Annotated in this window: 20 protein-coding genes; 14 read left to right on the top strand and 6 right to left on the bottom strand. The window is 29.2% G+C overall.

The features are described 5' to 3' along the window. Positions 1 to 45 precede the first annotated feature (45 nt). On the bottom strand, positions 46 to 1,290 hold the full coding sequence (locus tag Q0820_RS14465) for a glycosyltransferase (protein ID WP_298488588.1): 1,245 nt from the start codon (positions 1,288 to 1,290) through the stop codon (positions 46 to 48). A 318-nt stretch (positions 1,291 to 1,608) separates the two neighbouring features. Here Q0820_RS14465 and Q0820_RS14460 point away from each other — a divergent pair, with 318 nt between their 5' ends. From Q0820_RS14460 to Q0820_RS14395, 14 genes are all read left to right on the top strand, one after another. Beyond that, positions 1,609 to 2,712 carry a hypothetical protein gene (locus tag Q0820_RS14460; RefSeq protein WP_298488587.1) on the top strand — a complete coding sequence of 368 codons (1,104 nt, stop codon included), beginning with the start codon at positions 1,609 to 1,611 and terminating at the stop codon, positions 2,710 to 2,712. Positions 2,713 to 2,947: 235 nt separating this feature from the next. Beyond that, positions 2,948 to 3,961 carry an NAD-dependent epimerase gene (locus tag Q0820_RS14455; RefSeq protein ID WP_298488586.1) on the top strand — a complete coding sequence of 338 codons (1,014 nt, stop codon included), beginning with the start codon at positions 2,948 to 2,950 and terminating at the stop codon, positions 3,959 to 3,961. Between the two features lie 82 nt (positions 3,962 to 4,043). After that, positions 4,044 to 5,570 (top strand): oligosaccharide flippase family protein, encoded by a 1,527-nt coding sequence (locus tag Q0820_RS14450; protein ID WP_298488584.1) that lies wholly within the window; start codon positions 4,044 to 4,046, stop codon positions 5,568 to 5,570. Between the two features lie 67 nt (positions 5,571 to 5,637). Continuing rightward, positions 5,638 to 6,843: a hypothetical protein gene (locus Q0820_RS14445; protein ID WP_298488582.1), complete on the top strand. Its 1,206-nt coding sequence runs from the start codon at positions 5,638 to 5,640 to the stop codon at positions 6,841 to 6,843. Then, positions 6,794 to 8,092: a glycosyltransferase family 4 protein gene (locus Q0820_RS14440; RefSeq protein WP_298488581.1), complete on the top strand. Its 1,299-nt coding sequence runs from the start codon at positions 6,794 to 6,796 to the stop codon at positions 8,090 to 8,092. The genes Q0820_RS14445 and Q0820_RS14440 overlap by 50 nt, the downstream gene beginning before the upstream one ends. Before the next feature lies 1 nt (position 8,093). Then, complete coding sequence (locus tag Q0820_RS14435; protein ID WP_298488579.1) at positions 8,094 to 9,080, top strand: glycosyltransferase; 987 nt, start codon at positions 8,094 to 8,096, stop codon at positions 9,078 to 9,080. Positions 9,081 to 9,211: 131 nt separating this feature from the next. Further along, positions 9,212 to 9,703 (top strand): acyltransferase, encoded by a 492-nt coding sequence (locus Q0820_RS14430; protein WP_298488577.1) that lies wholly within the window; start codon positions 9,212 to 9,214, stop codon positions 9,701 to 9,703. Positions 9,704 to 9,707: 4 nt separating this feature from the next. Continuing rightward, positions 9,708 to 10,289: a hypothetical protein gene (locus Q0820_RS14425; RefSeq protein WP_298488575.1), complete on the top strand. Its 582-nt coding sequence runs from the start codon at positions 9,708 to 9,710 to the stop codon at positions 10,287 to 10,289. Between the two features lie 7 nt (positions 10,290 to 10,296). Then, complete coding sequence (locus Q0820_RS14420) at positions 10,297 to 11,430, top strand: glycosyltransferase (RefSeq protein ID WP_298488573.1); 1,134 nt, start codon at positions 10,297 to 10,299, stop codon at positions 11,428 to 11,430. A 1-nt stretch (position 11,431) separates the two neighbouring features. Further along, a complete protein-coding gene (locus tag Q0820_RS14415) occupies positions 11,432 to 11,956 on the top strand; it encodes an acyltransferase (protein WP_298488571.1) in 525 nt (174 codons plus the stop codon). 1 nt (position 11,957) lies between these two features. Further along, the gene (locus Q0820_RS14410) at positions 11,958 to 13,067 is read left to right on the top strand and encodes a glycosyltransferase (protein ID WP_298488569.1); all 1,110 of its coding nucleotides are present in this window, start codon (positions 11,958 to 11,960) and stop codon (positions 13,065 to 13,067) included. Then, positions 13,064 to 13,543, top strand: coding sequence for a hypothetical protein (locus tag Q0820_RS14405; RefSeq protein WP_298488567.1), 480 nt, complete (start codon positions 13,064 to 13,066; stop codon positions 13,541 to 13,543). Before Q0820_RS14410 ends, Q0820_RS14405 begins: the two co-directional genes overlap by 4 nt. Further along, positions 13,543 to 14,628: a glycosyltransferase gene (locus Q0820_RS14400; RefSeq protein WP_298488565.1), complete on the top strand. Its 1,086-nt coding sequence runs from the start codon at positions 13,543 to 13,545 to the stop codon at positions 14,626 to 14,628. The genes Q0820_RS14405 and Q0820_RS14400 overlap by 1 nt, the downstream gene beginning before the upstream one ends. 85 nt (positions 14,629 to 14,713) lie before the next feature. Further along, positions 14,714 to 17,149 (top strand): tyrosine-protein kinase domain-containing protein, encoded by a 2,436-nt coding sequence (locus Q0820_RS14395; RefSeq protein ID WP_298488563.1) that lies wholly within the window; start codon positions 14,714 to 14,716, stop codon positions 17,147 to 17,149. Between the two features lie 299 nt (positions 17,150 to 17,448). On the opposite strand, the gene Q0820_RS14390 is transcribed toward Q0820_RS14395, so the two are convergent. The 5 genes from Q0820_RS14390 to Q0820_RS14370 all read right to left on the bottom strand — a co-directional run bounded on the left by Q0820_RS14390 (position 17,449) and on the right by Q0820_RS14370 (position 24,275). Then, the gene (locus Q0820_RS14390; protein WP_298488561.1) at positions 17,449 to 18,804 is read right to left on the bottom strand and encodes an exopolysaccharide biosynthesis polyprenyl glycosylphosphotransferase; all 1,356 of its coding nucleotides are present in this window, start codon (positions 18,802 to 18,804) and stop codon (positions 17,449 to 17,451) included. A 424-nt stretch (positions 18,805 to 19,228) separates the two neighbouring features. Further along, positions 19,229 to 21,220 (bottom strand): DUF349 domain-containing protein, encoded by a 1,992-nt coding sequence (locus Q0820_RS14385; protein ID WP_298488559.1) that lies wholly within the window; start codon positions 21,218 to 21,220, stop codon positions 19,229 to 19,231. 278 nt (positions 21,221 to 21,498) lie between these two features. After that, positions 21,499 to 22,251 carry a shikimate dehydrogenase gene (locus Q0820_RS14380; protein ID WP_298488557.1) on the bottom strand — a complete coding sequence of 251 codons (753 nt, stop codon included), beginning with the start codon at positions 22,249 to 22,251 and terminating at the stop codon, positions 21,499 to 21,501. Beyond that, positions 22,223 to 23,242 (bottom strand): DUF368 domain-containing protein, encoded by a 1,020-nt coding sequence (locus Q0820_RS14375; protein ID WP_298488555.1) that lies wholly within the window; start codon positions 23,240 to 23,242, stop codon positions 22,223 to 22,225. Before Q0820_RS14375 ends, Q0820_RS14380 begins: the two co-directional genes overlap by 29 nt. Positions 23,243 to 23,354: 112 nt before the next feature. After that, on the bottom strand, positions 23,355 to 24,275 hold the full coding sequence (locus tag Q0820_RS14370; protein WP_298488553.1) for a DUF368 domain-containing protein: 921 nt from the start codon (positions 24,273 to 24,275) through the stop codon (positions 23,355 to 23,357). Positions 24,276 to 24,281: the final 6 nt, after the last annotated feature.

The raw sequence follows: 24,281 nt of genomic DNA, 5'->3' as shown, positions 1-24,281 counted from the left end.
AATAAAATCGATATAACAAAGTAGTAGTAAATAGGGTAGGAGATATTATTTATCTTTTGTTTCGTAAAACTTACGGGTAATACGGTCTATCTTACGTTTCCAAGTATTTTGTATTGCTTCGTTAAAAGCGTTTTCACTAGCTTTTTTTCTAAAATCCTCGTCTTTATACATTTGTTCTATGGCAAGTGCAATATCTTTTGCTGTGCCATTGGTAGTAGTAGGGTCTATTTTTATACCACAATTGCTCGGAACAATGGTACGCATACCACTAATATTTAGGGTAATTACAGGTAGGCCAAACCCCATTGCCTCGGTAGCTTGTAAACCCGCCGTATCTCGTAGAGGACAAAAAAGGAGTATATCGGCATTTTTGTACTCTTGATGCATTTGGTCATAAGCAACCCAACCCAAATGTTCTATTTTGGTTTTGTCTAATTGGTATTTTGTTATCCAGCAGTCTATTTTATTGGCTTGCTCCCCATCCCCTACAATTATTAGTCTATAAGGTATACTGTCCGGTAAATACGATAAAGATTTTAGAGAAAGTTCTAAACCTCTACGCGCTAATAACCTACCAACCCATAAAATTCTAAATTCTTTTTTAGCTAGTTTAGGCGTAAATGTATTTTTTTCAAAACGTACGGGTAAAGCAGAATCGCTTACATAAAAATCACTACCTTCTTTGTAAAATTTAGAAGTTTTTAATAGCGCTGTAGTTTCTTGGTTTGCGGTTAAAATTATAGTTGCTTTTTTTAAGGTAGCCTTTAAAGAGTGGTTATAACGCATATGAAATTTAGATACATATTTACGAATAATTTCGATACGCCAAGAAGTTCCAAAATAGGGTTTAAAAATAGGTAATGCCATTTGTCCGCCACCGACTGGTCCAAAAATAATTTTACAATTTTCTAATTTATATAACGGACTACCTTGTTGAAAACTGCCATAACTAACATGGTGTGCAATAGCAAAACATTCTTTTTTATGTAGTTTTTGTATACTATTGGCGGCCTTTTTTTTCCAAAGGTAATAGTGTAAGTAAATAGTTTTAGAAGAATTGTTTAACAGGTATTTATCTAGATTATAGGATAAGCCTATTGGAACAAAAGTAAGGTTGTGTAATTGTAACCGTTTTTTTTCTTTTTCGCAATCTTCCTGATCTTCTACGTTTATAACACAAAATACCTTATACCCTTTTTGGGCAAGCCCTGTTGCCCAAGACCATCCTACATTCCACTCGGATCCTCTAAATGGGGAACAAGCATAGGCACTTAATAAAACTTTCTTCATGTACTACTCTATAAATATTATGATGGGCATGATTACTAAAGTTTATTGCTAACAATAATTGGGTATTAATTATTGTATTTTGTACAAGTAAAGTTATTTATTTTAAATTTAAAATAAACCTAAAAAACTTACAGTACTGTTAGTAAATATATTGGGAGCTGTTTTTTATTTCAATAAATTATCTAAAATAAATGAAGTGCTTTTAGCGTTATACAGAGCCTTTTGGGGTATTAAACCGATATGTTTTTATTAATTACCTAAAAGCATTAATTTTCTAACGTATTTTAATAATAGAGATTACACCACTCAACATATCCAATGCAAAAAAACACAAAGCATGTAAAATATTGTCTTCTTGGTTATGGCTATGCTTCTTTAGTTGCTTACCATAAATTAGCATTAACACATAAAAAAGAGGATATTCTGATTCTTAAAAACAAGACTTCGTCCTCTATTTTTACCATAGAACATAATGGTGAAGACTTTAGCCCCTTACCTATTTACCCTGTAGAAGAATCTACATTGTATAGTTCTAGTTTGTTTAAAAGTATCCCAAAGCAAGACCCAATTAAAGTAAGCTTTTCTCCTTTAGAAAATTTTAATTTGAACAACATAAAAGCGAGTAAAGATTCTTTAGCATCTTTTATGATTAATAAACAAGGTATAGATCGTAATTTATGTTTAGGGCTTAAGCAATGGGGTAAAAGTATGCTACAACAACCTCTAAGTCAGGTGCAATATAAAATTGCTAAGCATTATATGTCTTCTTCTGGTAATACTAGATTAGGCTATGTTAACGGAAAATCACTTTATAAATATGCTGTGGATCAATTAAACCCAAATGAATGGTTGTATAATAGTATAGAGCATATTGATGTGGAAAAAAAGGAGGTACATTTAAATAATAGTATTATTAGGTATGATACTTTACTATCTACGATACCGTTGCATAATTTATTACATTATTGTGGTTTAGAGCAGGATCATAATACTGCTTGTGCTAGTGCCTTATTTTATTTTTTTACTTACGATTCTGGTTTTAAAGAAAACCAAATGATTTACGATTGTGACTATACCTCTGCTACTACCCGAATATTTTCGGTAAAAGATAATTTTTTATTAGCACAACTTGGTGGTCAAAGCCGTGGTAAAGTTACTCCAGAAACAGTTAAAAAACGTGTAGAACAATTAGTACCTAATATTATAGACTTACATTTTGCAAAAGAATTATTTGTAGAAATGGCATACCCTTTAGAAACCGTTAGTGGTGTGAAAACACAACAAAGTATTGAAATTGTAAAGCAAAATGCTATTATGCCTTTTGGTAGGTTTGGTAATTGGGAATATTCCGATTTGCATGAGCTAGATTGGAAAAGTATAGATAACTCCTCTAGTACTTTAACTAAGGCACAACTTCCTTAACAAATTCGTCTTGTTTAATATTAAACATAATTTATATGCTATTTATCGAATAATAAGAGATGCTTAAAGTAGAATTTTTAATAATACAGTATCTTGCAATTCTAAATTTGTAAAAGTTTTGTTCCCTAATAATTAAAGAAATTAAAAAAACTCTCTATTTTTTAGGAAGAAATTATAATGACAGCTTTGTTTTTAGGAAGAATTGTTTTTGAATTTTAAAAAATAAAAAGAAGAGATGAAAATATTAGTTACGGGTGCAGCAGGTTTTATTGGCTTTCATTTAGTAATGGAATTAATTAAAGGTGGTGTAGAGTTAATTGGTTTAGATAGTATTAATGACTATTACGATGTTAATTTAAAATATGCACGATTAGCAGAAACGGGAATACAACAAACTAATATCCCAGAAGATGGGACATTAGTTTTTAGTGAAATATATGGCAATTATCGTTTTATTAAAACAGATATTACTAATTTACCAAAATTAGAAGAACTTTTTAAGCAGGAAAACTTTACGCATGTTGTTAATTTAGCAGCGCAGGCAGGGGTTCGTTATTCTTTAGAAAACCCCCATGCTTATGTACAATCTAATGTAGTTGGTTTTGTAAATTTATTGGAATGTTGTAGAAATTATAAGATAGCACATTTTTTATATGCTTCTAGCTCTTCGGTATATGGTGCTAATGCAAAAATTCCTTTTTCTGAAGAAGATAGGGTAGATCATCCAGTTTCTTTATATGCTGCAACCAAAAAGAGTAACGAGCTAATGGCGCATACGTATAGCCATTTGTATAATTTACCTACTACGGGCTTACGTTTTTTTACGGTATATGGCCCATGGGGGCGCCCAGATATGGCTCCTATGCTTTTTGCTACAGCAATTAATAAAGAGGAGGCTATTAAAGTATTTAATAATGGCAATATGGAACGTGATTTCACTTATATTGATGATATTGTAGAGGGGGTTGCAAGATGTATTACAGCACTGCCAAACAAAAAACTAGCTGTAGTTTATAATATTGGTAATTCTAAACCTGTAAAACTTATGGATTTTATTAGTTGTTTAGAAAATGAATTAGGTAAAAAAGCAGAAAAGAATTTTATGCCTATGCAAGATGGGGATGTAAAAAGAACTTGGGCAGATACTACTGCATTAGAAAAAAATGTGGGATATAAACCTAAGATAAATTTAGATAAAGGAGTAGCTAATTTTGTAAATTGGTTTAAAGAATATAATAGAGATATTTAATTTTTTATGATTGTTTTTTTTAATAATGAAGCTCATTAAAATAGTATTCTAGGAAGTAGTATGAAATTGAATTGTAAGTATTTTGAGTAGAGAAAAAAATAAAAAAATCGCAAAAAATACTGGCTTACTATACATACGTATGTTGGTAATAATGGGTGTAAGCCTATTTACTGCTCGGATAGTACTAGAAGAGTTGGGAGAAACTAATTATGGAATATATAATGTCATAGGAGGTGTTGTGGTATTATTTACTTTTATTAATTATGCGATGGGGAGTGCTACTAATAGGTTTATGTCTTTCTATCTAGTTGATGAAAAAAAATCAAAATTAAATATTGTCTTTAGTACAAGTGTTTTAATTCATATTTTTATTGCAATATTAATCTTCATTTTTGCAGAAATTATAGGGCTTTGGTTTTTAAACAATAAGATGACAATCCCAAGTGATAGAATTGTAGCTGCAAATTGGGTTTTTCATTTATCCGTTGCTTCAACCATGATAATGGTTTTAAGCGTACCTTATAATGCTCTAATTATTGCTCATGAAAAAATGAATATTTACGCTTATGTATCAATAATAGAAACTGCCTTAAAGCTTTTTTTGGTTCTTCTGTTAGTTAAGTTTTCAGGGGATAAATTAATTACATATGCATCTTTTATGTTATTAGTAAACCTAGTTACTAGAGTAGTTTATCAGATTTATTGTAGAAAAAATTTTACAAATGTAAAATTTAGTTTTAAAGTAGAGAAAGAACTTGTAAAAGAAATGTCTTCTTATGCATTTTGGAGTTTAAGCGGCAGTATAACTAATTTATTAACTGTAGAAGGGATTAATATCCTGTTAAATATTTTCTTTAATCCTGCTGTTAATGCCGCGAGGGGAATAGCCGTTCAAATTCAAATGGCACTTCAAAAATTTACATCTGGCTTTCAGCAAGCTCTAAATCCGCAATTACATAAGTCTTATGCTTCTGGAAACCTTAAGTATATGCATGAGTTACTTCTTTCTGCTTGCAAATATTCATTTTATCTTCTATTATTTTTATCCCTTCCTGTACTTCTTAAAACCGAGTATATTCTTTCTATTTGGCTAAAAGAAGTCCCAGACCATACTATACAATTTGTACAGTTGATGATATTTATAGGAATATTGACCGCTGTGGGAAATCCAATATCCGCGGCTGCAGGATCACAAGGTAAAATACGTAACTTTCAATTAATTGTGGGAGGCATTAATATTACCATAGTACCAATTGCTTATTTTATTCTTAAAATGTATTCAGTGCCAGAATATGTTTTTATTGTACAAATCATAATTTCGATTATAGCTGAAATAGCAAGGTTACTTGTAATTAAAAATATGATTAACCTTTCTTTGTTAAGTTATTTCAATGAAGTTGTAATTACTAGTTTAAAGGTAGTAGCTATTTCTATTATAATACCAATTATACTTGCTTTAAATCTAACAGAAGATTTTCTTTCTTTTGTAATTGTTGGTTTAAGTTGTGTGTTTTCTGTCAGCTTAGCGATTTACTTTGTTGGTCTAAATAAAGTGGAAAAAGCATTTGTAGAAGAAAAAATAGTATTACTAAAAAACAAGTTCAATTAGAAAGGAGAATAAATTCTAATTAATAAATTAAAACTAATAAAACTTTAAATAGTAGTGAATATATTTTATGAGTAAAAATGTTAAAGTTATTTCTCTATTTTTATTGTTGACATATTTTTATGGCTTTATAGCTTTTAAAAATGTGCCTTTAGGGAATACTATTCATTTAGCAATTCTCGCATTAGGAACAATTTTAGGTTTTAATAAAAAAAAAGAATTTAAAGGTTATTTTGTTGCGATTATATTTGCTTTAGTCTTTAATGCTATTTCTAGCTTCTACTATAGAGGACAAGGTTTATTTACAAGTTTTAAGGCAGCTTTCTATATCTTGGATATTTTCTTTTTTTATTTTTTGGCTTACATCAATATTTCTGTAAGTAAGCTTGAAAAAGCTATGCTTTATTTAACTTTAGGCGCTGCTTTTTGTTATTTCTTTCAACAAATCATGTTTCCTAGAATTTATTTTATTGCATCAAGTTATGATTGGATAATAAATAGTAAAACTGCATGGCGTTTTATACAAGTTCATGGACAATCTCTTTTATCCTTAGGTGTTTTTTATGGATTGAATAAATTTTTAACTACAAAACAATACAAATATTTAATATTAATAATAATTTGTTTCATTGCCGTTTTGATGCGTGGTTTTAGAATTATGCTTTTTTCTATGGTTGTGTCTAGTATGTATTTGATTTATGCTCATAATAAAAAACTTTTTACTGTAAAAAATTTAGCAACGTTTTTTGGTATACTAATATTTCTAGCAGCATCGTATTTCATCCCGCCTGTTCAAGAGGCTTTGAATCATATGTTAGAAAGGCAAAGTGGCGGAGAGACCTTAGACAATGAAGATTATGCAAGAACAATTCAGCTAGTATATTTTTTTAACGATCATTTTAAAAGTAATATAGAATATTTCTTTGGTTCAGGTCTTATAGGGGATTCTCCTTATGGAAAATATGTAATGGATCTAAGAAATGAAGGTATTAATTTAGCCGATTGGGGATTGTTAGGGTTGAGTTGGATTGGGGGTATTCCATTAGTGTTATGTATTATAGGTTATATGATAAAGGCAATTAGAATGAAGGTGCCAAAGCCCTATAAATACATAGGGGCATGGTTTATCTTTTTGTTAATTATTTCCATAACGCATCCAGAAGCTTACCAGCAAAGCAGTATGCTTATACAAGCATTACTTTTATATATGTTAACCAGAATAAAATATGAGAAACGTCGCTTTTTATTTAAACAATATAGGCATAGAATCCATTGATTGTAGAAACTTAGCAAATTCCAACCCTGGCATTGGAGGCAGTGAATATGCAATACTTTCTATCGCACATTCACTATCAGTTAGAAAAAACGCACTAAATGTTATATTATTTACAGAAAGGAAAGGATTATTTCCAAAGGAAATATGTTGCAATATTATTAACACCATAGAAAACGCAATATTAAGCTCTATAAAAAAAAAAGTTGACTATTTTCTTGTGGATCATAAACGTATACCTAAAGAACTTATTTCAAAATATCCAACAGTTAAATTTGTTATTTGGGCCCATAATTTTATGAATGAGAGTGATCTTGAATTTTATTATAACGCTGCAAATGTAATTCGAATTATTAATGTTGGTCGTGAGCAAAGAGATTTACACAGAGATCATAAAATAGCCTATAAACTTGACTACATTTATAACGCTTTATCACTATCTTCAATTAAAAAATACAATGTCTCTTCATACCCTTTTCAAAAACGAAAGAACAATGTAATATATATGGGAAGTATAGTGCCGTCAAAGGGGTTTCACCTTTTAGCACAAGCTTGGCCAAATATTTTAAAAAAAGTTCCAGATGCTCAATTATTTATTTTAGGTTCTGGAAAATTATATGATAGAAAATTAAAATTAGGTAAATGGGGAATAGCTGAAAAAGATTATGAAAATAAATTTATGAAATTTTTGGTTGAAGATAATAAAATTCATCCATCTGTACATTTTATGGGTGTTTTAGGTGAAGAAAAAAATAACTTATTGCTTAAATGTAAAGTAGGTGTGCCAAACCCTTCTGGAATAAGTGAAACATTTGGTTTTACTTCAATAGAAATGCAAGCAATGGGCTGTAATGTAACCACTATTAAATGTCCAGGTTATTTAGATACTGTTTTTAATAAAAACAATTTGTATCAATCAGCAAGCTCATTAACAAATCAAATTACTAAACTTTTAATAGAACAGAGTAATGAATATAAAGATGTTTTAGCTTTTATCAAGTCTAATTTTTCTTTCGAAGTAATTTTATTGCAATGGGAAGAATTATTTCTAAAGTCTTTAGATCAAAATTATCTTATACAGAACTATAAAGAAATCCATAATCCTGAATTTAGATTAAAATTTATTAAAGAATTTTTAAGAAAAATAAAATCTAAATATAACTTTTTGAAAAATATAATAACTATGGAGTATATATTAGTTAGATCTTATGACAAGATTATTGAGAAATGGAAAAAAGTAAATAAATTATAATATGTTTATATCCATAATTATTCCTGTCTACAACGTTGAAAAATATATTTACAATTGCTTAGAAAGTGTTGTGAATCAAGAAAAAATAAATGAAGACTATGAAATTATTATTGTAGATGACGGTAGTCCAGATAATAGTATAAGAACAGTCAATACCTTTATAGAAAAGTTTAATAATATTAAATTAATTAGACAAAAAAATAGAGGTTTAAGTATTGCAAGAAATACAGGCTTAAATATGGCAATTGGAAAATACGTTTGGTTTGTTGATAGTGATGATACTATTGAAAATAATGCATTAAAGTTAGTTTACGAAGCAATACAGTTTAATAATGTTGATGTCCTTGTTACTAAACTTAATAGAGTAAATGAATTAAATGGAGATGTAGAAATAGAAGATTTTCCAAATATTAATGGAGTTATTAAAGGGAAAGAATATTTATTTAAAGGATTAAAATCAGGTACTGCTCAACGTTTTATTATTAAAAGAGAATTTTTAATTAAGAACAAACTTTTTTTTATGCCAAATGTTTTGCACGAAGATGCTGAATTTGGTCCAAAAATGTTATACAGTGCTAATAAATTAGATATTTTAAAAGAACCTGTCTATAATTATTTATTAAGAAGTTCGGGTTCTATAATGAGAAACATTAAAATTAAAAACCTAGAAGATTTAGTTTCGATTTTTTATTCATTAGAAGAATTTAAAAATAATTATGTTTCTAATGATGATAGAGTTTTTTTTGAATATATAATTTATAGAAATCTACAAGCTACTTTGTCATTTAGTCGTCATATATGGGATACTCAAGAGTTTATTATTTTTTACAATAAAAACAAAGCTTTATTAAAATCAAAAGCGCATTATTTAAAAATTAAAAACTATACATTGAAGGATAAGCTTAAATATTTTTTTTATAAATCATCCCCTTTAAATATGTATAAGGTCGATTTTAAAATACAACAGTTGAAGAAAAATCAAATTTGAATTAAATTAACCATTGTTAAATAATGAAAAAAATAACAAATAAAATTTTCAACAAACTTAATTATATAATAGCAAATTTTAAGAATAGTTTAATTTCTCTTTTGGAGTGTTTTTATTTAAAGTCGATAGGTGTGAATCTTGGTAAAAACACAAGTTTTAGGGGATGGCCGTCTTTTGAGCTTGCAAATGATTCTAATATTAAAATAGGTGAAAATTGTCGTTTTAATTCTAGAACCACTTCCAATAGAATAGGAATTAACCATAGATGTATGATTTCTACATTGAATAATGGGGCTGTTTTGGAAATTGGTTCTAAATCAGGTTTTAGTGGTGTTTCTATAGGTTGTTTTGAAAAAATCATCATTGGGAATAACGTTAAAGTTGGTGCTAATGTATTAATTACCGACAGTGATTGGCATTTAGATGATCCAAGGGTTTCCGGTCCAAAACCAGTTTTTATTAATGATAATGTATGGTTAGGTTATGGTGTTGTTGTGATGAAAGGAGTAACGATTGGAAAAAACACTATTATAGGTATTAATAGTGTTGTGACAAAAGACATACCATCAAATGTGCTAGCAGCCGGTAATCCTTGTAAAGTAATTAAAGATTTGAAAAATTAAATTTATGACTGAAGATAACATAAATTTTACTACATATATCAAATCTGATTTATATAGATTAGGAATGGGTATATCTAAAAAATCCTTTTTAAAAGCATATAGAACTAATAAATTATTCCGATTTATTGTTTGGTTTAGAATGGCACGTCATTATAATATTTTAAATAAAAATAAAGCAACGTACATTTTCTCCATTATTACAAGGTTAATATTTAATAGGTTAAGTGCAAAATATTCCATAGACTTTCCATTAACCGTAAAAGTTGGCTATGGTTTAAAAATTAACCACGGTATGGCTTTGGTTGTAAATTCTAAATCTATTATTGGCGATAATGTAATGCTAACGCATAGTGTAACATTAGCTTCTGAAAAAAATGAAGCTCCAACTATTGGCAATAAAGTTAGGATTTCTCCAGGAGTTGTAATAGTTGGTGGAGTAAATGTTGGTAATAACGTCGTAATAGGTGCTAATGCGCTAGTTAATAAAGATATACCAGATAATTCGGTAGCTGTTGGTGTGCCAAATAAGAATATTTTAAAACCGTTTGAAGAATTTACGGAACGATTTTATTATAAAAATATCTAAAATAATTATGAATATTATATATGTAGGAGCAAATGGCTTTCCTTTTGGTATGGCAACAATACAACGCCAATTATTAATTGCAAAAGGCTTTGTTTTGCAGGGTAATACTTGTCTTGTGCTTTCTAGGTTTGGGGTGCAAGAAAATAAAAAAATTATTAAACGAAAAGGCAAAGTAGAAGGGGTACATTATTTATGTTCTAGTCCTGTTGCTTATAGGCCTTCTAATTTTATATTACGTTCAGGAAATAAAGTTTTAGGAACATTTTTAGAAACCTATTATATAATTAAAAACAGAAAGTTAAAAACTAAAAATATATTATTTACTGTAAGAACGAGTCTTTATAGTACGCTATATTATAGGGGTCTTTCATATATATTAGGATATAAATACATTGGAGATATTAACGAAGCTTTAGGAGCTACGAAAGATGCTAGTGTAAACGATAAATTTTTTGATAAATATGGTCAATTTTTATATGATGGAGTATTGTTAATTAGTGATAGTTTAATGAATAGTTATAAATCGAAAATTCCTAAATTAAAAATTCCTGTAATATGTGATATTGCAAAACTAGATGAAATTGATGCTGTTAATTTGAGAGAAAAAAGTTTGCTTTATTGTGCATCTGCAGCATATTTAGACACTCTAAAGTTTGTAATTGAAGTTTTTGAAAAAATAACTAGAGAGTTAAATCTTATTTTAGTTGTGTCTGGAAGTGAGGTGCAAATGAAAACAGTAAAGGAATTAATACAGAAGTCTACAAAACGTAATTATATACATTTAAAAAGCCGAATACCTTATAATGAATTAATTGGGCTGTATAAAGGAGCGGATTTGTTATTAATACCATTACCCGAAATAGAACAACATAAAGCTAGGTTTCCGCATAAAATTGCAGAATATACAGCATGTAATACACCGTTTATTTCTAATAATTGGGGTGAGGTGAGTAATTATTTTAGTAAGGACAATTGTTTTTTGATAAATAGTTATAATGTTAATGACTATGTAGATAAAATAAATAATATAACTTTTGAGAAGGCAAAAGAAATTTCAGATAGAGCTTATAAAGTTTCTAAAAATAATTTTGACTACAAAGTGTTATCTCTTAAAATTCATAATTTTTTAAAAGAAATTTAAAATGTGGAACAAAATAATTGCAATCATAAATAAATATAGAAAAAGCCCTATAGATTATGCTAAAAGTTTAGGAGTTTCCATTGGGGAAAATTGCAAAATTGCAATTAAAAATTGGGGTTCAGAGCCTTATCTTATTAAGTTGGGAAACCATGTGCATATTACTACAAATGTTCAGTTTATTAATCATGATGGAGGGGTATGGGTATTTCGTGACGAAATTCCAGGTTTTGATGTATTTGGGAAAATAACTATTGATGATAATACTTATATAGGTAATAATGCCGTTATAATGCCTGGAGTTCATATTGGAAAAAACTGTGTAATAGGAGCAAATAGCGTAGTTACTAAAAGTATACCAGATAATATGGTGGTTGCTGGGGTTCCTGCAAGGTATATTTGCACAACAGAAGAATATAAATTAAAAATGTTGCAACTAAATACAGATCTTAAAAATAATAACGGTAAAAAACAATTATTAGAAAAAATGCCATCAGACGGCTTTATAAAAAAGAATTCTCTAAGGTAAAATGAAAATTACATTTGTTCTAGATACTTTTGGTGGTGGAGGTAAAGAACGTAGATGCCTCCAGCTTTTACAGGGATTAAATAAGCAAGGTTATACTGATATTCAAATAATAATAGTAAATAATGATGTTGCATATGAAGAATTATACCTTGTTGATGCACAGTTACATATAATTGATAGAAAAAAAAGAGGGTTAAATATTTTACAAACATTTATAATACTATATTACTTATTAAGAAAATTTAACTCAGATATTGTACAAGTCTGGGGTGTTTTTTCTACATTTTTTATAAACCCAATTCGTTGTATTATGCGATTTAAATATATTGGGTCTTATGTAGCAAACTGTAATAAACCAAAAAAGTTTTCAATTGAAAATTTTAATATTCGACTGAATTCTTTGTTATCTAATTATGTTATTGGTAATTCTGAAGCAGGAATAAAAGCTTATAGTATACCTAGAAGAAAAGCTAAAGTGATTTATAATGGATTTAATGAAGAAAGATATATTAATAATGATTTTAATAAAGTTAAATTTAAAGAGGATATAGGTGTTAGTTCTACATATGTAGTATCAATGATTGCTCGTTTAGACGCTAATAAAGATCAAGAAACATTTATACTTGCAGCTAAAGAAATAATAAGAAAAAGAAAAGATGTTACTTTTCTTATTATTGGAGGAGGGCCAAATTTAGAATATTTACAAACTCTTATTACAGAGTTTGAAAGCCTTTACATTTATTTTCTTGGCTTTCGGTCTGATGTGGAAAACATCTTAAGTATAACTGATGTTTCAGTTTTATGTACAAACCCTAGTAAACATAAAGAAGGGGTGTCTAATGCAATTATGGAATCTTTTGCTTTTGGTGTTCCCGTAATTGCTACAAATGATGGAGGAACTCCAGAAATAGTAGAAACAGATGTTAATGGTTTTTTAATTGAAGAGCATAATAGTCAGATTTTAAGTGAGAGAATTTGCGAAATATTAAATAATGAAAAATTAAAAATTAAGCTTTCTCATGCTGCAAAAAGTACGATCAAAACTAAATTTAGTTTAAACAATATGACAACTCAGTATGTTGATATGTATAATTTACTTTTAGATAAATGATGAAAGCAGATTTTTTAGTGAATAAAAAAAATACTAAGGGATTGTTATTTATAATTCTGTTTAGAGTAAGTCAGTTTTTTACAAAAAATTTAATTTTAAAGATTATTGGATTACCAATTCGAGTATTTTATAAATTTTTTGTAGAATGGGTTTTAGGTATTGAAATTCCAGATACAACTTGTGTTGGAGAAGGTTTTAAAGTACTTCATGGGCAAGGTTTAGTTGTAAATAATAATGCCCTTATTGGTAAATATGTCACTTTACGTCATAATACTACTATTGGTAATTCTAAATCAGGAGGTAAATCACCTGTTATTGGAGATAATGTTGTAGTTGGTGCAAATACTGTTATTATAGGCGAAATTAATATTGGTGAAAATTCTATAGTTGGAGCCGGTAGTGTGGTTATTAAAGATGTTCCTCCAAACTCAATTGTTGTTGGTAACCCAGCAAGAGTTGTTAAAAAAAATAATTAATGGAAAAAGTTATATTTTATGGTCCTTTAGGTAGAGAGAATTCTAAAGTTGTTGGTGGTGGTGAATCTGGTAATCTTAAAACTATTTCAGTTTTAGAAAAGTCAGGATATACAGTATTACAATTTAGAAAACCATATCCTTCCAAAAATATAGTAGGGAAAATAACACATATTTTGCATTTAAGTTTTATGCCCTTATTTCTTCTTGTAAAGATGTTAAAAAATAATGATGTTAAAATTGTTCATATATCTGGTTTTTATGAACAGCTTATTTTTAAAGAACTGTTTTGTATTTGTATTATTAAACTTTTAAATAAAAAATGTATTTATGAGTTAAGAGCTGGAGGGGTTAAAAAAGCTTATGAGAATCGTACAAGTATTTATAGATTTTTATTTAGAAAGGCAATTATCATTTCCGACATGGTAATGGTACAAGGAGAAAGGTATGTAAATTTATTAGAGGGGTTAGGAGCAAAAAAAGTGGTGCATTATCCGAACTATATTTTAGGTAATGTAATACCAAGAAAAACAAATATTTTAGAAGAAAATGAACTCATTGAATTGGTATATTTTGGAAGAATGTCTCCAACTAAAAATGTTCTATTTACATTGGATATTTGTATAGATTTGAAAAGTAAAAAAATTCCTTTTAAATTAGAATTAATTGGAGAAGGACCTTTGGATTATATAAATCTTATAAAGGAAAAAATTAATAAAGAAAAACTATCTGATTGTGTAAAATTATCTCCACCATTGTTTGGTGATGATTTAGTAGATAGGTTAAAGGGTAAACATTTTTTTATATTTCCGACTGAAGAACCAAGAGAAGGTCATTCTAACTCTTTAACAGAAGCAATGTCATTGGGTATTATACCTATATGTAGCAATTATGGGTTTAACCGTGAGATTGTAAATTCTGATAGTTTAATTTTAAATGAGTTTGATGTAAAATTGTATAGTAATTTAATTATTGACATATGGGAGAAAAATGACTGGACAAAATTTTCTAAGGATATGCAAGATATAGTTGCTAGTAAATTTACCTCCTCAATAGTGCAGTCTAAGTTATTGTCAGCTTATAAATAATACTTTTTAATTGCAAAATATAGTAATGTGTTTATTATTATTATTTTAGCAGTCCTTAAAACAATTATACTCTATTCCTAGAAAAATGAAAGAGACCCCTTTTAATGTAGATAATTTAAATTTTGATGAACCCTCTAAGGATTTTAACTTAAAAGTGTCTTTGTTAAAATATTTTACTTATTGGCGATGGTTTTTACTTACAATGTTTTTATGCTTACTTGTTGGTTTATTTTATGCAAAGATTACACCTAAAGAATATGAAACAACGGGAAAAATTAGAATTATAGATGATAGTAAAGAATTGAATGTTGCTGCAGACGCTCTTTCACTTATTGGAAAAGGGGCAATTAATTTAGAAAACGAGATTGAAGTTATAAAATCTTATCGCCTTCTAAGTCAGGTAGTTTCAGATTTAAAATTAGATGTTAATCTATATAAAAAAGGAAGATTTAGAACCAAAAATATTTGGAATTTTCCAATTTCAATTAATAAAGGTTCTAATTTAGATACTTTACAAAATACAGTAGCATATAATATTGTTATTTATAAAGACTTTTTTTTAATAACAGACCAAGAGGATAAAGACTATAAATTAAATTTTAAAGAAAATACTATGGCTGTTGAAGGCTTGCCTTTTAGTATTAATATTTTAGAAGAGAGTAGTTTACAAGCTTATGTTGGGGAATGCTATAATTTAATAATCTCTCCTTTTAAGGACGCAGTATTAGGTCTTTCTAAAAGTTTAGAGGCAAATGTTACTTCAAAAAACAGTGATATTATTTCACTTTCTATTAAAGGAGAAAATCCTAAGAAGTCTGAAAAAATAATTAATGCAGTCATAAATAATTTTGATCAAGATGGTATATTGGATCGCCAATTGGTCTCTAAACGTACGTTAGAGGTAATAGATAAGCGTTTTGTGTATTTGGCTGGTGAATTAGATTCCATTGAGATTGGTAAACAGGCTTTTAAACAAGCAAATAAACTTTCTTATATAGAAGCAGACGCAGGAGAAGCTTTGCAGAAAAAATCAGATACTGAATCTGAAGTTTTTCAGTTGGAAGCTCAGATTTCATTAGCACAAATGCTAAAAAATACAATAGTTAGGCAGGCGGAATATAGTTTACTCCCTGCTGATATAGGTTTGGAAAATGATGGTTTAAACACCTTTGTGCAAGACTATAATAAACTTGCTTTAAAAAGGGAGAAACTAAATACAAGTGTGAGTAGTAATCATCCTTCTTTGCTCGAACTTTCAGGAGCATTAGAAAGAGGTAAAGTCAATATACTCAAATCAATAAATGTTTATCAAGCACAATTAAATAATTCACTGAATAGGTTAAATAAGAAAAAGAATATAACAGGAGATTTATTTTCAAAACTGCCTGAAAAAGAAAAAGAGTTACGTTCTATAGAAAGGCAACAAAGTATTAAAGAAAATTTATTTTTACTATTATTGCAGAAACGTGAAGAAGCTGCTATAACATTAGCAGCAACTGTACCTTCTATAAAAGTGATAGATTATGCTTTAACTGGTAAAATTCCAATTTCGCCTAAGACAAAAATTATATATTTATTTTGTTTATTTATTGGTTTTTTAGTTCCCTTTTTGTTGCTATATCTACGATTTACTCTAGATACTAAAGTTAATGATAGATCTGATATAGAAAAATTAGTATCAGATATTCCCATTGTATCTGAAATTCCTTTATTAAAAGAAAAAAAGACTTTTGATGGGCCTAATGATGATTCTATTCTAGCAGAGTTGTTTCGTATAGGTTGTACCAATGTAAATTATTTGTTGCCTAAAAAATCTAAAGGACAAGCTCAAGTTATATTTGTAACCTCTGGAGTAAAAGGGGAAGGGAAGACTTTAGTTGCGCTTAACCTTTCTTTAGCATATGCTAGTATCAAGAAAAAAGTACTGCTTGTTGGTGCCGATTTACGTAGTCCAGCATTAAATAATCACTTTGATAGTAAAGGGAAACATGGTCTTAGTGATTACCTAAGTGATTCGACATTGGATTGGAAGTCGTGTGTATATGATAGTAAAAGAAATATGGAGTTTCATAAGGTGTGTATTGGTGGTTCCATTCCTTTAAATGCTGCGGAACTATTATCAGGAAATCGTTTTGGAGAATTTATTGAAGAAGCAAAAGCAGAATTTGATTATATTGTGGTAGATACCTCCCCAACCTTACTGGTGACTGATACATTGTTAATTTCTGAATACGCAGATGTTAGCTTATTTGTAATTAGAGCTGGATACACGGATAAAGGAGCAATTGACTTTGCAGAAAACTTAAAAAACACTAAAAAATTACATAATATGGCTTTTGTGCTTAATGATGTTGATTTGGGCAATTCCAAAAATTATAACTACGGTTATGGATATGGTAATGATGAGGAGTTTTATAAAAATGAATATTCTAAAAAGAATACGAATTTGTTAGAAAAGATATTGACAATCTTTAGTTTTGTTAAGCAGAAAATAAAGAAAAATATAATAAAGAAAAATTAATTATTGTAGCATATTTAAATAATTATTGGATTGTGATTCTTAAGTAGTTTTATCTAAAATTGTAATTATTTATTGCGTATGTAATGGTTTTGCAATTGTATCCTAGTTCAGTTAGACCCTTAACTTCATCTATAGCTAGATTTATATGGTTATTTGGAGGAATTTCGACTAGTATTTTTTTGAATTTAACATATTCTTTTAATGTAAATTTTCATTCTTTATAGCTGTTTTTTTTTTAAGTTGCGACTTTGTTATGATTATTAAAAAAAATAATTTTTTTAATAATACTTTTAAAATTATCAATACGCTTTTTCTTCTCCTATAAATATATTAGCAACGGTGTAATAAATAATACTGATATCTAAAGTTAAGGACCATCTTTCTACGTAAAATATATCTAAGCGGGTTCTATTTAATATATCAGATTTAGCTCCAATTTCTCCACGATACCCTTTGGTTTGTGCTAAGCCTGTAATACCTGGTTTTACAAAGTGGCGTACTAAGTATTTGTCTACGGAACCTTGGTAATCTTCTGTATGTGCTTCCATATGCGGTCTTGGGCCAACAACACTCATTTCTCCTTTGAGAACATTAATAAATTGTGGTAACTCATCTATACTGGTTTTACGCATAAATTTCCCTATTTTGGTAATTCTCGCATCATTCTTGGTAGCCATTTTAGAGTCCGAATCACTATTAACAGTCATAGAACGGTATTTGTAACACCAAAATACCCTACGTTTAAAACCATGTCTTTTTTGTTTAAAATATAGTGGACCTTTAGATTCTAGTTTTATTAAAATATAAAGAATAGGGGTTAACCAAGATAAAATACCAATAATTACAAAAAGAGAGAAAAGAATATCAAAAGTTCGTTTCACTATTTGTGCGTATTCTGTATCTAAGGGAACTTTTCTAAGGTTAAGTACCGGAATATTTTGGTACGCTTCTATAGACATAGCTTTAGAGAAGACTTCTTTGTTGTCTAGTATAATTTTGAATTTAATAAGGTTATTATCTGCAAAATGCACTAAATTTTTTAGCTCTTCGGTATTAAAATTGGAAGCTACACAATAAATTTCATCAATATCATTTTCTAAAATATACCTAAAACTAGTATCTATGTTACCCAAATACGTAGGGCTTTTCGATTTTTCATTATCAAAATAGCCTTTATACCGATACCCTAAATATGGGTCATCAAAAATTCGACGTATTTTTTTTAAGTTAGGGTCTCTTCCTAATACAACAACATTAACAAAGTTTCCTCCAATCATTCTATAGTTTCTTCTGCCCCAGAAGAAAATGATACGATACCAAGTTAAAGAAGAGCAAATTAATAAATATACTAAAAGTTGGTGCCGTAATGATTCTATAGGGGTTCTGGTAATGGAAAAAAGAGCCAAGTATGCCAAACCGTAAATAAGATACAGTTGAAACATTTTTGTGACATTTGTCATAAAAGTATCTTTACGACCAGTAGGGTAATAGTTTAAACCATAGGTTATTAATAACCATGAAAAATTATAATACAGAATGTTGTTTATGGGTAAATATGTTTCTGGAGTAAGTAATAAAAGTGTACCATTTATTATACATAAATGTAGTATAATAGTTATAGGTATAATTAAATGCGATTTTTTAAATTTTCTCATTCTTCTACTTAGAAACGTAACTTAAATTTTATCCATACCATAAACTATAACATTCTCTATATAGGCACAGGTTTAACGTATACGTTAAATCTTAGTAGGGAATATTTGGGAGAAAAGTTTTTAAGCTTTTGACCAAATATAATTACAGATTTCTCTCTTGGCAAAAAAAAATAAAAATTAGATTCTAATAATCTTTGAAAATAAAATAGGCTAGTACGCAAACAAGTAATAAAACACAAGGGAAGCAGTTTTTTGATTGTATTTTTTGGTTTTTATGAAAGTGTATTTTTTCGATAAAATGCACTTTTGCAAATACGTTTATTGGTTATAAAATTCGATAAACAGTTAAACGGTATACATTAGAAAAAGTACTATGGGTGTTAAGGTAAAGTTAGAGTATATCTTAACACCTATAGTATTAAATTTATTCTTCTTCAGATGAAGTAGCTCCGTTTGCTTCTGATTCTTCTTTATTTAGATTATTTTCTAGAACATTTAATTTTTTCAATTTTTCTGTCCATGTGGCTAAATCATCTTTATGTTTTTGCACACTCTTAATCACTTCTTTTACTAAAGGGTTATCTTCGGATGCATTGGAGAAAAACTGTAAATTATTTTCTAGCTGCCTAATTTCATCTTTACTCTCCTTAATTTTTTTACGAATAAAAGTGCGTTCATTGTAAATGGCTCTTTCATTATCTTGAGAGTTAGCAAGTTGTTGTATTTTATTACCGTATTTTAAAAGCTCAGATTCCTGTCTGCTAACATCTAATTTATTAAAAAGAGCATCCAGTATTTTATTAAATTTTTGGTTGATATGCTTTTTGTTAAATGGAACTCTGCCAAAGCTTTTCCATTCGGCAATGAATGATTTTATAGCAGTTAAATCTTCGTTTCTTTCTCCAGAAAGCGTAAATGCTTTTAATTTTTCTAAAAAAGCATTTTTTAATTCATAATTAGCTTCTTCTTCTTTATTGGACTTGTTTTTAACAGCATGAACTCTATCAAAATAATGATTGCAAGCGGTTTTAAACTCGTTCCAGATTTTGTCGGAATATTTTCTTGGTACGTGCCCTATTTTTTTCCAATCGCTTTGTATGCGTTTCATTTTGGGAGTAGTGCTATCCCAATCTTCACTATCTTTAAGAGAAATAGCTAAGTGTAACAACTCTCTCTTTTTATCAAGATTTATTTGCTGTTCTTTCTTTAAGTTTTTGTAAAAACTGTTTTTATTACGATTAAATTCCCTTACTGCTTCTTTAAAAAGAGCCCATGTTTTTTCGTTTTCTTTTTGGGGAACTTTACCAGCTTTAAAAAAAGATTCTCTAAGCGATTCTAGTGTTTTAATTTGTTGTTGTAGCTGTTTGTGATTATGAGATACATTTTTAGATAAAACAGTAATTTCTTCTATAATCCCTTTTTTAACCTCTAAGTTTTTCTCATAAATTTTGTCCTGTTCTATATAATATTCTTGCCTTCTATTATGTAAAACTTTTGTTGCAGTACTAAAACGAGCCCAAATTTCTTCTCTATGATCTTTGCCGACAGGTCCAATATCTTCTTTCCAGATTTTGTGTAGGGTTTGTAATTCTCTAAAAGCTTTATTTAAATCTGGTTCACTACCTAACTCTTCTGCTTTTTCTACAATTTTTTGTTTTTCTTCTAGATTGTGTTTAAAATCTAAATCTCTGAGCTCTCTATTAATATTTAAAAAGTCATAAAAGATTTCAATATGATGCTGGTATGTTTTCCAAACATCATTATAATTTGTTCTAGGAATTGGTCCTGCGTTACGCCATTGTTCTTGAATGTCTTTAAAGTTTTTGTAGGTAGTATTAATATCTTCTTCTACATTAACTAAGCCTTTAAGATTCTCGATAAGGTTAAGTCTGTTCTTAAGGTTTTCGTTTAAACTTTTTTCTAAGCTTTTATAGTAAGTGTTTTTCTTTTCTCTGTAATCCCCATAAACTTCATTAAATTGTCTTTTGGTAACAGAGTTGTATCTAAAATCAATTTCATTACCGCCTGAAGCAATAAATTCTTCTTTTTTCTGATCTAAAAATTCTTGAAATTTTAAATCAAATTCTGTTTTAATACCCTCTACATGCTTTTTTATGGCTTGTACTTTTTCATTACGAACAAGACGTTGCAGTTCCCCAACTAAATTTTCCATACTCATGGAATGGTAGTCTAGAATAGGAATTTCATGCCTTTGTTGGTTGTTTGTATCCTCGGCATCTTCAGCGTTTTCTTCATCTATTTCTTTATGTATAGATTCTTCGCCATTAGTGTCTTCAGCTGTTTCTGGAGTAGAGTTTTCAGTGCTTTTCTCCAACCCACTAGTAGTGTTGGTAGTTTCTGAGCTATTTTGTTCTTCTACATTTTCTTGTAGATTATCGTCTTTTTCTTCCTGCATTATACTGTGTTTTTTTGTTCTAAAAAAAGTACACTGTTAAGATAGTGACAACAAAACATATAGCAAAAGATAAAAGACTTTCTTTTTTGTTACAATGATTTAAATAAAAAAATGCTGTTTTCTTGTTTACTCCATAATCGAGATTTAAATGCTCTGACGCTTGCGTCGAAATCAATCTAATTTTTCTACTAATGCCTCGTGGACTTGCCCAGAGGTAGTTTACTAAAAACTGTAATTAAAAAGGTAATCTCATATTCTTTTAATTTGGGAAATAGGTGTTAAGAATTCCATATTTCCCACGACTTTTCAGCCTGTAATTCTAACATTTTTTGTCCATTACAAATAGATGCGCCTTGGGCTTTTCCGGCAAGTAAAAAAGCAGTTTTTTCTGGATTGTATATTAAATCAAAAAGTAAGTGCTCTTTTGTTATATGGTTGTAGGGTAGTGCTGGTTTTTCTGTAATATTAGGATGTGTGCCAAGTGGCGTGCAATTTACAATCACGGTATACTCTTGCAATACAGTTTTGGTTAATTCCTGGTAGGATAATTTGTTTTCTCCAGAATTTCTGGAAACAAAAGTGTATGCAATGCCTAACTCCTTAAAAACAAACGCAACAGCTTTAGAAGCGCCACCAGTTCCTAATATTAATGCTTTTGTATGGTGTTTTTGTAAATGTGGAAGAATGGTGTGTTTAAATCCGTAGGTGTCTGTGTTAAAGCCTTTTAGTCCTTCTGGGGTGATTTTTATAGTGTTTACGGCCCCAATTTTTTTAGCGTCTGCATCTAAGTTATTAAGAAAAGGAATTATTGCTTCTTTATATGGGATAGTTACGTTAAAGCCATGTATAGCTTTAGGTTTTTGTATTATTTTGGAAAACTCTTCTATGTTTTCTAAATCAAAATTAACGTAGGAGTAATTATCTAATCCCATATTCTTGAATTTATCTGAAAAATATCCTCTTGAAAAGGAGTAGGATATATTTTTGCCTACTAACCCAAACTTATATTGTTTCTCTTCTTTTTTTTCCATACCAATCAATTCCTAATAAAATAAATATTCCTACTACTATAAAAAGTATAGCCCACCATGTTTCGCTAATTTCAAAATTGGGAAAATACCGTTCATAGTTGCTAATTATTTTTTTATCATTACTGTCTAGAAGAATGTTTCCGCTAGCACTAGTTTTGTAAATAGTTTTTTTCCATGGCCATACAACCCCTAAGGAACCTGTTATAAAACCAATTATTAATACTGTAGTATTGTTTTTGTAATTTTTTAAAACATAACTTAGTACATGCGATAACGTAACCAAACCGGTTGCAGAACCTGTTGTAAAGACAGCTAGTATTTTTAAAGTATTAATTCTTTTAGGATTTTTTACAAAACTTAAATCTCCAGTAACGATTTCTGAAAAAGTATCATATAAGGCATTTACAGAGTCTACTAAGAGTAATACGTAATTACCAAGGAGCATTAAGATAAAGGAACCAGATAGCCCTGGAAGTGTCATGCCAGAAACACTTATCATTCCACAAATAAAAATAAATACTAAGTTGTCGTTTTCTTTGGCTGGGTTTAAAAAACTTATTGAAATGCCAATTAGCAAACCGATAAAACCAATGCTAATAGTTTTTTTATTCCAATGATTAAAATCTTTGGCTATATAATATATGGACCCAAGAATCATCCCAAAAAAAGCAGACCAAACGTAAAGTTCTTTTTGAGCTAAAAAGTAATCTAATACCTTAGAAATGCTAAAATAACTTATTAGCATACCCAATATTAAAAGCGCTAAAAATCTTCCGTTTGTGTATTGAACAAAGCTTCTTAATCTACCGCTAATTAGTAATTTAAAGGCTTTTAGATTTATTTTTTGTAACGAATAAATAAATTCTTCATAAAAACCACCAACAAAGGCAACAATTCCTCCAGATACTCCAGGTACTTTGTTTGCAGCACCCATAAATAACCCTTTTAGGATTAAAAGTAATTGGTCTTTTGTAGTTCTTACGCTGCTCATGCTTTTACTCGATAATCGAGATTTAAATGCTCCGACCTTGCGTCGAAATCAATGCTAATTTTCCTTCTAATGCCTCGTGAGCTTGCCCCGAGGTAGTTTGCTAAAGCAGCGTTTATTTTTTGTTTGCTACTTTTTCCATGATAAAAATAAGGGAAAAACCTAGGATAGCAAGTAGTATGGCAAACATAATTTTTGGATCTCCATCAAAAGAAAAAGGAGATATACTCTGCTCATTTATAGGTATTATTTTATCGTCAAAAACTTTGGTTTCTAAAACTTTTTTCCAAGGCCATATTTTATTTAACGAACCAACAATGAATCCTGTTAGTAGTGCTAGCGTAATATTTTTGTAATTAGCAAACATCCATTTTAATAGCTTTGCAAAACTTAGTAAACCAAATATAGCCCCTAGACCTACTGTAATTACAATTTTTATATTACGTTCATGTACCGCTTCAAGTATGGTTTTATAAGACCCTAGTAATACAAGTATAAACGCCCCAGATATTCCTGGTAAAATCATAGCGCAAACTGCAAGAGCTCCTGATAAAAATAGAAATGGTAAACTTTCTACGTTTTCATTTGGAGGGAGTGTTGTAATGTAAAAAGCTATGGCGGCACCAAATATAAGAGCAATAACTGCGGTTGCATTCCACTTTTCTATTTCCTTGCCAACAAAAAATATACTGGCAGATACTAGCCCAAAAAAGAAAGACCATAATAAAATAGGTTCGTTTTCTAATAGCCAGCTTACAATAGTTGCTAATGAGAATAGGCTAATAAATATGCCTAAAAATAGTGCAGCGAGAAAATTGCCATTTGCATGCTTCCAAAAAGGTTTTAGTCCATCATTTTTTAAGGTTGTAAAAAGGGATGGTCTTACATTGTTTATAGAGTTTATAAGTTCTTCATAAATACCAGAAATAAAGGCAATTGTTCCACCAGATACTCCAGGGACTACATCTGCAGCTCCCATTGCTATTCCTTTAAGTGTAATAAACAGGTATTGAATTGGGGTTCTTTTTTCTGTCATTCGTAC

It is taken from the genome of uncultured Maribacter sp. (assembly GCF_947495965.1).
Lineage (GTDB): Bacteria > Bacteroidota > Bacteroidia > Flavobacteriales > Flavobacteriaceae > Maribacter_B.
This window is presented reverse-complemented; position numbering and strand designations above follow the sequence as displayed.

Bases quoted from the DNA above. Each gene is read 5' to 3' on its own strand.
- Q0820_RS14465 (WP_298488588.1), bottom strand. From the start codon at position 1,290: ATGAAGAAAGTTTTATTAAGTGCCTATGCTTGTTCCCCATTTAGAGGA.
- Q0820_RS14460 (WP_298488587.1), top strand. From the start codon at position 1,609: ATGCAAAAAAACACAAAGCATGTAAAATATTGTCTTCTTGGTTATGGC.
- Q0820_RS14455 (WP_298488586.1), top strand. From the start codon at position 2,948: ATGAAAATATTAGTTACGGGTGCAGCAGGTTTTATTGGCTTTCATTTA.
- Q0820_RS14445 (WP_298488582.1), top strand. From the start codon at position 5,638: ATGAGTAAAAATGTTAAAGTTATTTCTCTATTTTTATTGTTGACATAT.
- Q0820_RS14440 (WP_298488581.1), top strand. From the start codon at position 6,794: ATGAGAAACGTCGCTTTTTATTTAAACAATATAGGCATAGAATCCATT.
- Q0820_RS14435 (WP_298488579.1), top strand. From the start codon at position 8,094: ATGTTTATATCCATAATTATTCCTGTCTACAACGTTGAAAAATATATT.
- Q0820_RS14425 (WP_298488575.1), top strand. From the start codon at position 9,708: ATGACTGAAGATAACATAAATTTTACTACATATATCAAATCTGATTTA.
- Q0820_RS14420 (WP_298488573.1), top strand. From the start codon at position 10,297: ATGAATATTATATATGTAGGAGCAAATGGCTTTCCTTTTGGTATGGCA.
- Q0820_RS14415 (WP_298488571.1), top strand. From the start codon at position 11,432: ATGTGGAACAAAATAATTGCAATCATAAATAAATATAGAAAAAGCCCT.
- Q0820_RS14410 (WP_298488569.1), top strand. From the start codon at position 11,958: ATGAAAATTACATTTGTTCTAGATACTTTTGGTGGTGGAGGTAAAGAA.
- Q0820_RS14405 (WP_298488567.1), top strand. From the start codon at position 13,064: ATGATGAAAGCAGATTTTTTAGTGAATAAAAAAAATACTAAGGGATTG.
- Q0820_RS14400 (WP_298488565.1), top strand. From the start codon at position 13,543: ATGGAAAAAGTTATATTTTATGGTCCTTTAGGTAGAGAGAATTCTAAA.
- Q0820_RS14395 (WP_298488563.1), top strand. From the start codon at position 14,714: ATGAAAGAGACCCCTTTTAATGTAGATAATTTAAATTTTGATGAACCC.
- Q0820_RS14390 (WP_298488561.1), bottom strand. From the start codon at position 18,804: ATGAGAAAATTTAAAAAATCGCATTTAATTATACCTATAACTATTATA.
- Q0820_RS14385 (WP_298488559.1), bottom strand. From the start codon at position 21,220: ATGCAGGAAGAAAAAGACGATAATCTACAAGAAAATGTAGAAGAACAA.
- Q0820_RS14380 (WP_298488557.1), bottom strand. From the start codon at position 22,251: ATGGAAAAAAAAGAAGAGAAACAATATAAGTTTGGGTTAGTAGGCAAA.
- Q0820_RS14375 (WP_298488555.1), bottom strand. From the start codon at position 23,242: ATGAGCAGCGTAAGAACTACAAAAGACCAATTACTTTTAATCCTAAAA.
- Q0820_RS14370 (WP_298488553.1), bottom strand. From the start codon at position 24,275: ATGACAGAAAAAAGAACCCCAATTCAATACCTGTTTATTACACTTAAA.